The organism is Parafrankia sp. Ea1.12 (assembly GCF_900465275.1).
In the GTDB taxonomy this organism is placed as follows: Bacteria; Actinomycetota; Actinomycetes; order Frankiales; family Frankiaceae; genus Parafrankia; species Parafrankia soli.
In genome coordinates this window covers 1-14246 of record NZ_UBIZ01000275.1, presented here as the reverse complement: position 1 = coordinate 14246, position 14246 = coordinate 1, and the positions used below count along the sequence as shown (strand labels likewise).

9 protein-coding genes and 4 pseudogenes are annotated in these 14246 nt (G+C 70.2%); 10 read left to right on the top strand and 3 right to left on the bottom strand.

The window, feature by feature from the left end; all coding sequences use genetic code 11:
* From FMEAI12_RS39880 to FMEAI12_RS13235, 3 genes and pseudogenes are all read left to right on the top strand, one after another.
* Positions 1–116: pseudogene (locus FMEAI12_RS39880) on the top strand (integrase); the annotation flags it as partial.
* A 177-nt stretch (positions 117–293) separates the two neighbouring features.
* Positions 294–1517 (top strand): annotated as a pseudogene (locus FMEAI12_RS13240) (IS110 family transposase).
* Positions 1518–1650: 133 nt separating this feature from the next.
* Complete coding sequence (locus FMEAI12_RS13235; protein ID WP_235013955.1) at positions 1651–2004, top strand: hypothetical protein; 354 nt, start codon at positions 1651–1653, stop codon at positions 2002–2004.
* 626 nt (positions 2005–2630) lie between these two features.
* Here the strand turns inward: FMEAI12_RS13235 and FMEAI12_RS13230 are convergent.
* The 3 genes from FMEAI12_RS13230 to FMEAI12_RS13220 all read right to left on the bottom strand — a co-directional run bounded on the left by FMEAI12_RS13230 (position 2631) and on the right by FMEAI12_RS13220 (position 6552).
* Positions 2631–3953 carry a helix-turn-helix transcriptional regulator gene (locus tag FMEAI12_RS13230; protein WP_112106255.1) on the bottom strand — a complete coding sequence of 441 codons (1323 nt, stop codon included), beginning with the start codon at positions 3951–3953 and terminating at the stop codon, positions 2631–2633.
* A gap of 604 nt (positions 3954–4557) precedes the next feature.
* Positions 4558–5265, bottom strand: a complete 708-nt coding sequence (locus FMEAI12_RS13225) for a class I SAM-dependent methyltransferase (protein ID WP_112106254.1) — start codon at positions 5263–5265, stop codon at positions 4558–4560.
* A gap of 54 nt (positions 5266–5319) precedes the next feature.
* Positions 5320–6552 (bottom strand): IS110 family transposase, encoded by a 1233-nt coding sequence (locus FMEAI12_RS13220; protein WP_112106253.1) that lies wholly within the window; start codon positions 6550–6552, stop codon positions 5320–5322.
* A gap of 371 nt (positions 6553–6923) precedes the next feature.
* Here FMEAI12_RS13220 and FMEAI12_RS13215 point away from each other — a divergent pair.
* The 7 genes and pseudogenes from FMEAI12_RS13215 to FMEAI12_RS13180 form a co-directional block, all read left to right on the top strand.
* Positions 6924–7292 (top strand): annotated as a pseudogene (locus FMEAI12_RS13215) (PepSY domain-containing protein); the annotation flags it as partial.
* A 715-nt stretch (positions 7293–8007) separates the two neighbouring features.
* Positions 8008–8302 (top strand): annotated as a pseudogene (locus FMEAI12_RS37115) (integrase core domain-containing protein); the annotation flags it as partial.
* Positions 8303–8410: 108 nt separating this feature from the next.
* A complete protein-coding gene (locus tag FMEAI12_RS13200; protein WP_112106251.1) occupies positions 8411–8935 on the top strand; it encodes a 2'-5' RNA ligase family protein in 525 nt (174 codons plus the stop codon).
* Positions 8936–9747: 812 nt separating this feature from the next.
* On the top strand, positions 9748–10620 hold the full coding sequence (locus FMEAI12_RS13195) for a UbiA family prenyltransferase (RefSeq protein WP_112106250.1): 873 nt from the start codon (positions 9748–9750) through the stop codon (positions 10618–10620).
* Positions 10621–10883: 263 nt separating this feature from the next.
* On the top strand, positions 10884–11603 hold the full coding sequence (locus FMEAI12_RS13190; protein WP_071060297.1) for a bifunctional 2-polyprenyl-6-hydroxyphenol methylase/3-demethylubiquinol 3-O-methyltransferase UbiG: 720 nt from the start codon (positions 10884–10886) through the stop codon (positions 11601–11603).
* On the top strand, positions 11600–12976 hold the full coding sequence (locus FMEAI12_RS13185; protein WP_235013954.1) for an acyl-CoA dehydrogenase family protein: 1377 nt from the start codon (positions 11600–11602) through the stop codon (positions 12974–12976). The genes FMEAI12_RS13190 and FMEAI12_RS13185 overlap by 4 nt, the downstream gene beginning before the upstream one ends.
* Before the next feature lie 71 nt (positions 12977–13047).
* Positions 13048–14079 (top strand): type III polyketide synthase, encoded by a 1032-nt coding sequence (locus tag FMEAI12_RS13180; protein WP_112106249.1) that lies wholly within the window; start codon positions 13048–13050, stop codon positions 14077–14079.
* Positions 14080–14246 lie beyond the last annotated feature (167 nt).

Below are 14246 nucleotides of genomic sequence, written 5' to 3'. Positions count from 1 at the left end.
CCCTCCGCCAGCACCCACCCGACCCGCCACCCGCAGTCGCCCCAATCCCGGGTTCCACCGTCCGTCGCACATGCATCCTCGGCGGGTTGATCAACGAATATCGCAACGCCGCCTAATGGAAGCTACCGGGTCGCCGTAAGGCAGGCTCGGTGCCGGTAGCCGCCGGTAGGTGAGCACTCTCGCCGCCTGGACGCAGTCGTGGCCGTCGATCGTGACGTGACCACTTGACCATTAGGTCGTGGTGGATCTCCCGGATGGCTACCGGACCTGCTGTCGGAGGCGAGGAGGCCTGGGTGCTGTTCGTCGGGGACGACTGGGCGGAAGATCACCATGATGTGGAGGTGCAGGACGAGACGGGCCGACGCCTCGCGAAGGGCCGGCTGCCGGAGGGGCTGGCCGGGATCACCCGGCTGCACGAGCTGATCGGCGCGCACCTGGACGAGGACGCCGACCCGGGGCAGGTGGTGGTCGGGATCGAGACCGACCGGGGGCCGTGGGTGGCGGCGCTGGTCGCGGCGGGCTACCAGGTGATCGCGGTGAACCCGGTGCAGGCAGCCCGGTACCGGGAGCGGTACTCGACGTCCGGGGCCAAGAGCGACGCCGGCGACGCGCACGCGCTGGCGGACATGGTCCGCACCGACCGTCACCAGCTGCGGCCGGTCGCGGGCGACAGCGACCTGGCGGAGGCGGTGAAGGTCACCGCCCGAGCCCACCAGACGCTGATCTGAGACCGCACGAGGCAGGTCCAACGGCTGCGCGCCGCGCTGATCGAGTCCTTCCCGGCCGCGGTGGCCGCCTTCGACGACCTGGCCGCCGCCGACACCCTCGAACTGCTCGGCAAGACTCCAACCCCGGACCTGGCCCGGCGCCTCACCGTCGCGCAGATCTCCGCCGCCCTCAAGCGGGCCCGCCGCCGCGACATCGCCGAGAAGGCGCGGAAGATCCGGGCCGCGTTCCAAGCCGGCCAGCTACAGGTCCGCCCGGCCACCGCCGCCGCCTACGGCGCGGTCGTGCGCGCCCAGACCGGGCTGATCGGCACGCTCAACACCGAGATCGACCGGCTCGGTGAGCAGGTCGATGCCCATTTTGGCCAGCACCCGGACGCTGAGCTCCTGCGCTCCCAGCCCGGCCTGGGATCGGTCCTCGCCGCCCGGGTGCTCGCCGAGTTCGGCGACGACTCACGGCGCTACGCCGACGCGAAGTCGCGCAAGAACTACGCCGGCACCAGCCCCATCACCCGAGCCTCCGGCAAGAAGACCGTCGTCATGGCCCGCTACGCCCGCAACGACCGGCTCGCCGACGCCCTGCACCAGCAGGCCTTCTGCGCCCTGCGAGCCTCACCCGGCGCCCGCGCCTACTACGACGCCATCCGCGCCCGCGGCACCGGCCACCACGCCGCCCTGCGCCAGCTCGGCAACCGCCTCGTCGGCATCCTGCACGGCTACCTCAAGACCAACACCCCCTACAACGAAGCAACCGCCTGGCCACAGAACGCCACACTCGAACCCGCCGCTTGACACCTAAGAACATGGGATGCCTGACCACTTCCACAGAAGATCCTGTCAACCGCAAAAGACCAGCTCACAGGCCGAAACCCGGGTTCTGGAGCCCCACAGGCAGGCCACGCCCCCGCCCGCGGCGATCGTGCTGATGTCCGACGGGGAGACCACCCGCGGCCGGCCGAACGACCAGGGCGTCGCCGCGGCGCGCACCGTCGGCGTGCCGGTGCACAGCACCCAGGACGGCACCCTCGACGTCGGCGGCCAACACATCCCCGTACCCGTCAACAGAGAAGCGCTACGTACCATCGCCGATGATTCGGGCGGTACCGCCCACGAAGCCACCTCCGGCGACGAACTCGCCGCCGTCTACCGCAACCTCGGCAGCTCCATCGGCTACACCACCGAACACCGCGAAATCACCACCTGGTTCATCGGCCTGACCCTCATCCTCGGTCTCGCCGCCGGAACATCATCGATCCTGCTCGGATCCCGACTCCCATGACCCGCCAGCCAGGCCCACACAAGGTCAGCCCGCTCGGCTCGAGGCTGATCTGGATCAACATTTGAACGCCGGGATGGTGGCCCATCGGCTGACCGTTACCCGCTCGCCCCCGCGGGGAGATCCGTACGCCGTGGTGCTCGGGTGACGTTATCCGGGCGGGATGTGTCCCCCGGGTTCCGCAGCAGGTGGGCACACGGGCAGCCGGAAACCACGTGTGACCTGCAACAACGGAGTTACCCGTCGGTACAGCGTGTGCCCACACCGTGCCCCGGATGGGTGATCGACGGCCCTGACGTGGGGTGATGCCGTGTCCGGCGCACAAGATCAAGGCCTCCGGCGACTCCCGCGCCAGCGACCGTGATCGTGTGTCCACGCTCCCATGCGTGGACGTGGGCGAAGCGAACAAAGGCGTGCCCAACACACCGATCTATGCCGCCGCGCAGACGCGTGACCTGCGAGAACGCGGGATCAGGCTGTGGGCACACGCGCGGCGATGCCGCCGTATCTGTCTTCCCAGGTCAAGGCCCAGATCCAGCGACTCGCGGCTAATACGAACTGCGGAAGCCGGGTGGGCCACAGCGTGGTGTACGTGTCTGCGGCCGGGCTGTTTGCCGGCGTGCCCACCATCAACCGCCGGACCATGCCGGCGACGGGACAGCGAAGTAGCCGAGCACGTCGACGCCGTGCCGCGCTAGGTCGTGCTCGGTCAGGCCGGCGCGCTGGTGGGCCTCCCGCGGGAGCACCGAGGTGTCTGACGCGTCTATCGACAAGACGTAGATACGCGTCGTGATGCCCGAGTACCCGCCGTACCCGATGTTGTAGGGCTGGACCGTGAAGCAGTTCTGGTCGGTCAGCTCCAGCACTTCACCGGGATAGAATCTGCCGTTGCCGGGATGATGAGCGGGCGTGGAGTCTGTCGTCGCTGGATCCGCCCACGCCGCACCCACGAAACGCCGGCCCGCGGCCGGCGGGCCGCTGAGCCTGCCACCCACCGCCGCAGACGGGTTCCACGCCGCAAAGTAGCTGTACGACGCGGCCGTCAGCCGGATGCCGGTGGTCTCGCTGCCCTGCCCGTCGATGACATCTGCCCTGGTCGGCAGCGACAGGCTATAGCACCCGCCGTGTACGGCGGTTTCGGCGTCGGCCGCCGGCCGCGCGCCGATGGCCGGCGGCGGACCGGGTCCGCCAACTGGAGCAGCGGCTCCGGGGCCCCCTGGGCCGTAGGGCGGCAGACCCGCGGCGCCCACCGGTCCCGGCGGGGGCGGCCCGCCGCCCGGCTCCGGATCGACGGCGGAATCGCCGCCGGTCAGGACGAGCACCGCTGCGACGACGGCCGCCACAGCGGCGACGAATGCGGCACCGGCCAGCAGCCGAACGGTCTGCCGCAAGCCGGGCGCGGCCGGACGGCTGGCCGGTGCCGCATGTGTGGGACGGCCGAAGCGTTGCGGGTCACCGGCGGGGTCGGGGCCGTCGGCCCGGGAGGAATCGTCAGCGGGATCCGGGCCCTCTGCACGCTGCGGCCGATCGAGCGGGGCAGGACAGTCTGCGGGATCGTCGGGTTCGCCCCGGTCCAGGGCCTCCGGGTTGGCAACCGCGGACGGGCGGGAACCGGGACCAGCCGGCCGGGCGGGCGGCTCCGCTGGTCGGGGGACCCGCGACACAGCGCGCGGGTGCAGCCGGTGCCACGCGTCCAACCAGGCGTCACGACGCGTCGGGTCGTATGTCTCCACGATCAGGGTGAGGGTCTTCAGGGTGAGCCGGCGGCGTCCGTTACGTAGGTCGTTCACCGTGGTCTTGGACAGGCCGGTGCGGCTCTCCACCGCACGGTCATAGGAGGTGCCCAGCAGGGCCAGGACCGCGTCGCGCAGCTCCTCGTCGGTCGAGACCGCCCCCAGCCCGGTACCCGGCGCCGCTGCCGCCGGCTCCCGCTCCGGTCCCAGCTCTGTCATCGTCCCCTCGGCGTCATCGTCCTTCGGTCTTCCTTCGCCCGGCGTCGCGACCGGTGGGCGGCCACCATCACGGCATGACCATCCGCCGCACCTCGGTCACCTACCATCGCGGTGATTGTTCCAGGCCCGCCGGGCGCGACAGGACAGGACAGGACAGACGGGACGCGATGACCTGCAGCGAAGCTCGGCCTTGCCCTGATACGCGGCTAATCTGGCGACGCCGTACGGGGGGCGGCCAGCCACCGGGGACCAGACTTGGCCCGAAGGCCGGTGGCTGGCCAGGCCGCATCCTCCGAGTCCGCGCCGTGGACACCAGGCGCTGAACTCCGGCGAGTCCAGCGGCCATGCCGGCGGGCGGCGACGGGGCACTCAGCCAGGCTCGCCCGCCCCCCGTGGACCACACGCCGGCCGGGGTTGACGCCCTTAAATGGGACTGTCCCTCGACGATTAGGCCGGAGGACACTGTTGCCCAGCGAGTCCGGCCAATCTTGCCCGTAGATCCTCCTGTTTAAGAGAGAACTGGCCACTGCTCGCGCAACTCAGCAAGACATCCGATGGGTCTATGGCGTCAAGGTGGTTCGAGGTTCGGTGGGCTGGTCGGGTCTCAGTCCCGGCGGGCGGCGAGGAAGAGGAAACGTGGCTGGGTGGTGAGGAGCTTCCATCCCCGGGGGTCTCGGTCGCGGACCTCGGGGAGGGGCTGGGGCTCGCTGAGTCGGGTGAGGGTGAACCCGGTGTTGGTCAGGGCGTCGAGGATCGCGTGCAGGGGACGCCGCCAGAACCGCATCGTCACGGTCTTGTCGTCGAACGTCCACGGTTCGCTCCACTGCTCGTGCGCGAAGTAGTTCTCGCTGCCGGACAGGGTGTAGTCCAGGAACGGGTGGTGGGTCGACATGACGAACGTGCCCCCGGGCCGCAGTACCCGGTGGAACTCCCGCAACGTCGGTGTCCAGTCCTGGAGGTAGTGCATCACCAGGCTGGCGAGGACGACGTCGACGTCCGCTTCGGGCAGCGGTAGGGGATCACCGAGATCGGCCAGGTGCAGGGGCACGTCCGGCCCGAGCCGACGGTGGGCGATCCTCAGGAGAGCGGCGCTGTTGTCGAGCCCGATGACGCTGGCACCACGGCTGCGCAGCTCGGCGGAATGGGCGCCCGAGCCGCACCCGGCGTCGAGCACCCGCTGCCCGGAGATCTCCGGCAGGAGCGCGAGGATCGCGGGCCGTTCGTAGCAGGCGTTCCACACGTTCGACTCGTTGCGAGCCGAGTACTCGGCGGCGGCCTCCTCGTAGGGATTCGGCGGTGGTGAGGTCTCCATGGGACTGGATGCTCCCAAAGGATGTCCTCGTGGACGAGGGGTCCACTTGTCTGATCAAGCGGCGTCCTCCATCCGCGGCGGCGGGAAGGCGCGCTGTTCGTCGTAGGTCTGACCGGTGGCGAGGCAGTGGTGGAGGGTGCCGAGGAGCCGGTTGAACAGGTGGCGGCTGGCGGCGTTGTGCCGGTCCCCGCCGCCGCGGCGGCGGTCGTAGTGGGCCCGTGCCCCGGCCGAGCTGGTCAGGGAGCCAAAGGCCCACAGATGTCCGGCGGCCGCCAGACGCTGGTTTTTCACCCGGCGGTGCACGACGGTGCGGCTGCGGCCGGAGGCGCGGGTGACTGGGCTGGAGCCGGCGTAGGCCTTGAGGTTGCGAGCCTCGGGGAAGCGGGTGCGGTCGTCGCCGATCTCGGCGAGGACCCGGGCGCCGAGGAGGTCCCCGAGGCCGGGGAAGCTGGTGATGACCTGGTGGTCGGGGTGCGCGGCGAACGCTTCGCGGGTGGCGTCGGCGAGGTCGTCGGCGGCCCGGCAGGCGGCGTCGAGGATGCCCAGCAGCGCGAGCGCCTGGCGGCCGAAGGCCTCCTCCACCCCGCCCGGCTGGCGCAGTGCCGGTGCCCGCAGCCCGGCACGGATGGTCTCTACCGACCCGTCGATCCCCCGCTTCCGGCCGGCCCGGCGTAGCGCCGCGGCGAACCGTGGCCGGGAGCAGCGGGCGGCGGCCGCCGGGGTCGACGCGACGGCCAGGACCGCGCGGGCGACCGAGTCTGCGACGCCGGAGGGCTTGCCGGCGAACAGGGTCAGGAAAGCGGGGTAGTACTCGCGGAGCAGGGAGCGCAGTTCGTTGGCGATGCGGGTGCGGTGCCAGACCGCGTCCTGCTGGGCCCGGGCCAGCACTCCCACCGCCTGGGCGGCCTCGCTGTCGGCGGGCAGGGTCCGGTGGGCGGGCGCGTCGGTGCGCAGGATGTTCGCGAGCATCACCGCGTCGGCGTGGTCGGACTTGGCCCGGGCGACGGAGTGACGGTCGCGGTAGCGGGCCGCGGCCATCGGGTTGATCGCATACACCGGCCGTCCCGTCGCCCGCAGCGCGGCGACCAGCAGCCCGCGCGGGGTCTCCAACGCCACCGGCACCAGGCTCTCGGGGCTGTCCCCGGCGGCGCCGAGCAACTCGAGCAGATCGGCGAACCCGCCGGCGTTGTCGCCGATCCTCGCCCGCGCTACCAGCGTCCCGGCCTCGTCAACCACGGCGACGTCATGATGCCGTTCGGACCAGTCGATCCCACAGAACACCTTCACCCCGTGCCTCTCCCTTCTCGTTCGGCGGCCAGGACCGAGGCCCTGGGCGGGGCACGCGGCACTCTCATGGCAGCGCTCGATGGCGCGACATCCGATGAGCCGTTCGTGACCCCAGCGACCCGCGCGGCCCCCGGTCTTCGACTTGGAGAGCTCGACAGGGCTCTGATCTGCACGAACAGGGGTGGGGATCCACGCGGGCGGGCTCGGACCACGAGCACCAGACCACACCACCCCGACAGTCCCCGCGGGGTGCCCTGGCGGTGGGGAACGGGGACCGGCCGGCGGCACGGCGCACGGTCTTGCTTGAGGCCTAGGTTGACCCTGATAGGCACAGGCGTCTGGCCGCCGGACGGTCCCCGTTCGCACCCCATGAGATCGGCATCGCCGCGCACATGGGTCTTCTGTTCGGGGCGGCCAACCAGATCCTGCTGGCCAGCCTCGCGATCGGCCTCATCTGCGTGATCGTCTGGGGCTACCGCATGTGGTGGCAGCGCCGCCCCACCCGCACCGACCAGGCAGGCCTCGTCGGCCCGGCCCCCGCCCGGGGCACCTGGCGGCGGCTACCCCGGCCCGCGCTGGTCGCCCTGGTCCTGATCACCGCCGCGGTCGGCTGGGCACTGCCCGTGCTCGGAGTGACCCTCCTGGCCTTCCTCGTCCTCGATGTCACAGCCGGTCTGCCCGCGGCCGGTGCCGTCAGCGGGCGAGCGACACCCCCGCCTGACCGGCGGGACAGGCGCTAAGCCCACGTGACGTCCACCCGCCGCACCGGAAAACCGGGCAGCGGGTGGACCTACGGCGAGTCGCCTCGGTCTGCCGGAAGCCCATCGAGCTGGGCGGCGGCCAGATGGTGGTAGACGCCCCGTCTCGGGCTGGCATTCGGCGCAGGCGGGCTGGCCATGCACGGAGCAGCACATCACCGCATTTCGGGACACATCGACCGGCCGGGACTGAGATCCCACACCTCGGTTACGCACCTAGTGTGCAACTGCACATCACTTGCAACTACTGTCAGGCGCTGGCCGATCGAGGGAGCAGACCATGGGCAGCGTCCCTGACGGCCCGGCGGCGTGCCTGCCGACGGCAATCGAGATCATGACCGCCTACACCGACCCCGCGTTCTTCTGGACCACCGTCCAGCGGGTGATGGCGGACGGAGCCGACCGCGCCAACCCCACAGCGGCGATGGCGGAACTCGTCCTCGGCCTCGCAACCCTGTGCGGGATCACCCACGACTGCGCCGTGATACTGCGGCGTCTGTACTGCTTGTTCGTCCTGGAGGTCGGCTCCCGCTCCGTCCATATCCCCGAGGTCACCGCCCACCCGGACGAGCCCTGGACCACCCAGCAGATCCGCAACCTTGTGATGGACCTCGGTGACCGGGCGGCCGACTTCCAGTTCCTGATCCGTGACCGGGCCGGGCAGTTCACCGCGTCGTTCGACGCGGTCCTCGCCGACGCCGGCATCACCACGGTCAGGATCCCACCCCGAACCCCCCGCGAACGCCTACGCGGAACGGTTCGTCCGCACCGTCCGGACCGAGGTCACCGACCGGATGCTGATCGTCGGTGAGCGGCACCTGCGCACCGTCCTGGCCGAGTACGCACGGCACTACAACGGACGACGCCCGCACCGCGCGCTCCGCCTTCAACCACCCCGGCCCGACCATCCAATCGCCGACGTCACGACGGCACGGATCAAGCGCCGACCCGTCCTCGGTGGCCTGATCAACGAATACGAACGAGCCGCCTAAAAGACCAGATCAACGCCGGTGGCCGAGTTCTGGCACCCCACAGGTCCATCCTGCGCGAGGTTGAGCGGTCTCGACTGCGTAACGGATGTGATCGGCTACCGTTAGATCGTGGCTCTCGGGATTTGCCTGCTCTTCGATTCCCGTGCCGACCGTGCGCTGCGAGACCTGTGGGATCGGCTCGAGGAGCGAGGCGTGCCGACGCTCCGCTCGCACACTCACCGTCTCCACCGTCCTCACCTGTCCTATGTGGTCCTGCTGCGATGGGATCTCGGCAGCGTTCAGGCCGCGATCGAGGCCCTCCCCGACCGGGGACCCATGGAGATCACCTTTGACGCGCTCGGCGCCTTCCGCCGCGGCCGCATCTCGCTCATTCCGGCCGGCCAGGCGGGACTTGTCGGCCGGCAGCAGGAGGCCGTCCGGGCCGTCCGAGCCACCGGGGCGTTCATCCACCAGCACTACGAGATCGACAGGTGGCTACCGCATTGCGCCCTCGTTCCGCGGGCCCGCCTCGCGCAGCTTCCGGTTGCCGCCGCCACCGTCTACGACGTCCTCCCGCTCGCCGCCCGGATCAGCCAAGCCGCGCTCATCGACAGCACCACCGGCCAGATCTGGCCGCTCGCTTCGATCCCCTGAGGCTCCCCCGAGGATTGCGCGACGCCGTAGCCACCCGCCGTTGTCGCGCGGCCTTTCTACGGCCGACCCTGTGGGTGCCAGGACTGGGCCGTCGGCGTTGACCGCCAGGGCCCTGACGATGCGTTCGGCGGGCGAAGTCGCCGCCCTGGAGGACAGCCTGCGCCACCTCAGGGAACGAGCCGACCAAGCCCGCGATCGGCTGCCCGGCGTCGGCACGGCGGAAACGGTGGCGGCCGACACGTCCAGATCCGGTGTCCCGCGGCCAAAGGGGCGAGCGCCCGGCCGGGCGCAGGACGAAAGGACCGAAAGAGGAATACGTGATCACGATGTTTGCGGGTCTGGGCGCTGCGACCGAGACGCGTAATCCGGAGTGGATCGCGGGCATGCACCGTCGCAGCTCCCTGCGCGCGGTCGGCGGCCTGACGACCGCGCAGGTCGCTTCGGCGTTCCTGGCCCGCGAATCCCGCGGCCTACCGGACGGCGGACAGGCCGCGGGTGGGTGGGTGTGGTCCGCCGTGCTCCTTCAGCCTCGACATGCACAACACAGGCAGCTTCTGCTGCCACACTTGCTGGACCGGACTGCGGTCCAGGAAAGGCTTGCGGCAAAGGCTGTTCGCCGTGATCCGCGATGCGCTGGGTCGTCATCCAGGAGTCCACGCCGCTCGATACCGGTGTGGACGTTCCACACCAAAGGGGGTCGACAAGATTCTTTCGATGAACACAGAGGCGTACCCGTGGTGTCCCAGTCGCGAAGATCGGCCGCCAATAGTTCGCTGGCCATCAACGTTGCCGCGCCGGTCGAATCCGGCGGTATGGGTCTTCCGTCCGCACGATGCGGAGTGAAGCGGGTGCCCACCACTGCGACGCCTGCGGACACGGGGCGGTTCGCTGCGCTGGTGCGGGCCTGTCATCCGGAGCCGACCGCGGCGGTGACGCTCTTCGCCACCGCACTGGCGATCTCCAGCGGGCGCTCCGCCTCGGGTATCGCCGCCGTGGCGGCCGCGATCGTCACGGGGCAGTTGTCGATTGGCTGGAGTAACGACGTCATCGATCAGGAGCGCGACGCGGCGGGCGGCCGAACGGAGAAGCCGATCGCCGCCGGCGGAGTAGCGCCGGGGCCGGTCACCCTCGCCTGCGTGGTCGCGCTGGTCGCGTGCGTTCCGCTGTCCTTCGCCTCGGGTAGCCCGGCGGGCTGGACCCATCTCTGCGCAGTCGCTGGTGCATGGGCCTACAACCTGGGACTCAAGGCGACCAGACTGTCCGTCCTCCCGTACGCTCTCTCGTTCGCCCTGCTGCCGGCGTTCGTCGTACTGGGGCTTCCTGATCATCCAGCACCGCCCTGGTGGCTGCTGCTGGCGGGCGCTCTGCTCGGCTCGGGCGCGCACTTCGCGAACACCCTTCCCGACCTCGCCACCGACGCCCGGACCGGGGTGCGCGGCCTGCCGCAACACCTCGGGGCGGCCGGTTCGCGGCGGTCCGCTGCCCTCCTGCTCGCAACGGGTTCCGCTGTCGCTGTGCTGGGACCGGCGGACCTCAGCCTGTGGCGCGTCGCCATCCTGGTCGCCGTGACGGCGCTGACGGTGCTGGGTCTCCGGCTCGGCGACCGCCATGCCTTCCGGATCGCGATGGCAGTCGCCGCGCTCGACGTTGCGCTCGTTGTCGCCGCCGGCACGTACCTGAGCTGATGACAGATGATCGACGAAAGACCCATGGCCGGACGAGAAAATTTTCCGACGTGTGATTGTTGTACCGATTTCATGGAAACGGGCCGGCCCTACAGATCCGCATCATCTCTGGAACATCTCATTTAGATTCTGCCACTATTCCTTCGGGGAGCCACGTGAACAGGTCGACACACCGGCCGGAATCGATGTTTCACCCATATCGGATCGTTCTGGAATCGTGCGATCAAAGGCCCGCGGCGACGAGCCCGAACGGACGACGGCGGTTGCCGCGCCGGCGCCGCAACGATCCCGCGCAGTACGACGACCTCGCCGACCAGTGGTGGCCCACTCACGGACGGTTCGCGGCGTTGCACTGGCTCGCCGAGGCGCGCGCCCGCCTCATCCCGGCCCCACCTCGCACCGGCGCCCCGCTGCTCGACCTTGCCTGCGGTGGCGGCCTGCTCGCGCGGGTACTGACTGGCAAGCTCGCGGGATGGCGGCACATCGGTGTCGATCTATCCTCGCTGGCACTCCGCCAGGCCAGTGACCACGGCGTCGAGGCAGTCCAGGCCGACGTGACGCGCCTGCCATTCCCCGACGGCAAGTTCTCCTGCGTCGTCGCTGGCGAGATGTTCGAGCATATCGAGGATCTCGACGCGGCCTGCACGGCGATCGGGCGAGTCCTCGCTCCGGGCGGAACGTTGGTGATCGACACGCTCGCGGACACGCTGTTCTGCCGGATCGGTCTGGTGCGTCTCGCCGAGCGCCTGCCGGGTGGCCCGCCGCCTCGAATACACGATCCGCGCCTGCTGGTGTCGCCCGACCGGTTGGGCGCGGCGCTGGATCGGTACGGCATCGAGATGACTGTCGTTGGCGGCCTTCGCCCCTCGCTTCCTGACTACGTCCGTTGGCTCGTCCGTCAAGCCGACTCGGTGCGGATGGTGCCGACCGACTCCACCGCGGGTGTCTACCAGGCCGTCGGGACAAGAAGGGAACTTCGATGAGCGTTGAACGGTCCGCTGATGCGCAGGGTCCGGGCCCGTCAGCCGGTCCGGACCTCCTGGAGCCGGGCGTGTGGGAGGTGGGCATGCGGAAACCGGGCGGACACGACGCGGTACCAGCGCAATCGCGGGCACCGCGCGCCGACGGAGCGGAACTCGCCCACAGCGTCGTCGCAGCGATCGCCGGGCGCGCCGGCGACGCAGATCGTTGCGGGGAGCTGCCCGCGGCCGACCTCGACGATCTGCGCCAGGCGGGTCTGTTGGGGCTGCTCGTACCCCGGCGGTTCGGTGGTCATGGCGGCGGTTTCGCGCAGTGGGCCAATGCCGCGCGGGTACTCGCCGAAGCCAGCGGCTCGACCGCCCTGGCCCTGAACATGCACACCTCGGTCCTGGGCGCGCTGGCCGGGACTCCGGACGAGCTCGCCCGCGCGATGGGGGCGCCGGAGTCCTATTTCTCCGCGCGCGACCGGATGTTGACTCAGGCCGCCGGCGGCTCGTTCATCGCCGTTGCCATGAGCGAACGGGGCGCCGGCTCGCGACTGTCCGCGTTGCGGACCTCCTACCGCCGTGAGGGCGACGGCTACCGGATCACCGGCCTCAAGTCCTTCTGCTCGGGTGCGTCGCACGCGGACGTCTACTTCGTCGCCGCGCGCGCAGCCGAAGACCATTCCGAAGGCGAACAGCCGGACGAAGACCATCTGGCGGCTGCGGCGGGCCCAGCGACGAGAGTCAGTCATTTTCTTGTTCCAGCCGGGAACGGGGTGACCGTCGAGCCCAACTGGGACACCCTCGGCATGCGGGGTACCGGCAGCCACGACCTGCGCCTGGACGTGTGGGTTCCGGCGGACGCGCTGGTCGGCGGGCTGGAGGGGCTGAGCCTGCTGATCGCGCAGATCATGCCGCAGTGGTTGGTGGCCTCCTACGCCGCCGTCTACGCCGGGGTCGGCCGAGCCACCTTCAACGCGGGAATCGAACACGCGCGAGGCCGAACGGCAGCGGGGATACCGAAGGGCCTGGTCGGCCTTCCCGCCGTGCGGGCCCGCTTCGGTCACGCGGACGTCGCCCTCGCAGCGCTCGACGTCGTGATCGACGAGTGCGCCCGGCGGGTGGAGGCCGATCCCGGATCAGCGGCGACGAACCGGTGGGTATGGCGAGCGAAACTGCTCGCTGGGCAGACCGCGCAGGATGTGGCGGCCTCCGTCATCGAGGCGTGCGGGACTACGGTCACCCGCCGCGGCCACCCACTGGAACGGCTGTACCGGGACGCTCGGTGCGGATCTCTCCAACCCGCGACCACGGACGTGTGCGCGGACTGGTTGGGCCTCGCGGCGCTGGGAGGCGACCCGGACGCGGACGCAAACGTGGCCCGGTGGTGAGGGGGGCGCAGACTCCCGACACGAGCAGGGATCCCGCGAGGAGCGCCGGGGCAGAGCCGGGCACGACAGCCGTGATCACCGGGATCGGGACAGCGTTTCCTGGGGTTTTCGACCAGCAGAGCCTGTGGGACGAGGTCTTCGACCGACGGTACCGAGGCGACCGGATGGCTCGCCGGATCTTCATGGGCTGCGGAGTCCGGACCCGGCACGGGGTGGTGGATCCGCGGCGCGAGGACATCAGCGGCTGGTCGACAGCCACCAGGATGCTGCGATACGTCGAGGACGCGCACCCCCTTGGACTACAGGCCGTCAGAGCCGCCCTGACGGACGCCGGACTGAACGCCGCCGACGTCGGGCTGTTCGTCGTCGTGTCGTGCACCGGTTACAGCACACCGGGTCTGGACATCCAGCTCGCCCGTGAGCTCGGTATGTCAGCGCAGGTACGGCGGCTGCTGATCGGGCACATGGGCTGCTACGCGGCGATCCCGGGGATGGGAACCGCCGCTGACTTCGTCCGGGCCCGCCGGCAACCCGCCCTCGTACTCTGCGTGGAACTCACCTCCCTGCACATCCAGCCGGATACTCCCGAACGAGACCTGGAACAGGTGGTCGCGCACGCCCTGTTCGGCGACGCCGCCGCGGCGATCGTGCTCCAGCCCGACGCTGAGCGTGGTCTCGACGTAATCGACACCACGGCCGTGACCGCTCCAGCCAGCGAAGAACTGATGACCTGGCACGTCACCGACCATGGGTTCCGGATGGGGCTGTCCGCCAAGGTCCCCGCCGTCCTGGCGAACCACGTCGAAGAGGCGACCGCGGCACTGCTCGACCCCTTCGAACTCAAGCGGGCCGACGTCCAGGGATGGGCCGTGCACCCCGGCGGGCTACGCATCGTCGACGTCGTAGAGGAGCGACTGGGTCTGGACAGGGCACAGACCGCCGCGACCCGCCAGATCCTCAACTCCCGAGGTAACTGTTCGTCGGCGACCGTGCTGCTCGTCGTCGAACAACTGCGCGATGGACTCGACATCGGCGGCACAGCGATCGGGATGGCGTTCGGTCCAGGTCTGACACTCTGCATGGCCCTACTGCGGCGCAGATAACCCTCGTTCGCAACATCCGCCGCGGACACTACGAACTGAGTCGTAGGGTAGGCGACTGGCGCGGTGGCATCTCGCTTTAGGCACAAGGTCCGGTACCTTTGTCCGCGTGGTTTCCCCCGCGTTTTTCATCCCGACCGTCCATGGCATGCTCCGTTTCCAGCCGCCCC

What these genes read in the sequence shown, in the direction of transcription:
- FMEAI12_RS13235 (WP_235013955.1), top strand. Translation starts at nt 1,651, where the DNA reads ATGTCCGACGGGGAGACCACCCGCGGCCGGCCGAACGACCAGGGCGTC.
- FMEAI12_RS13230 (WP_112106255.1), bottom strand. Translation starts at nt 3,953, where the DNA reads ATGACAGAGCTGGGACCGGAGCGGGAGCCGGCGGCAGCGGCGCCGGGT.
- FMEAI12_RS13185 (WP_235013954.1), top strand. Translation starts at nt 11,600, where the DNA reads ATGAGCGTTGAACGGTCCGCTGATGCGCAGGGTCCGGGCCCGTCAGCC.
- FMEAI12_RS13225 (WP_112106254.1), bottom strand. Translation starts at nt 5,265, where the DNA reads ATGGAGACCTCACCACCGCCGAATCCCTACGAGGAGGCCGCCGCCGAG.
- FMEAI12_RS13195 (WP_112106250.1), top strand. Translation starts at nt 9,748, where the DNA reads ATGGGTCTTCCGTCCGCACGATGCGGAGTGAAGCGGGTGCCCACCACT.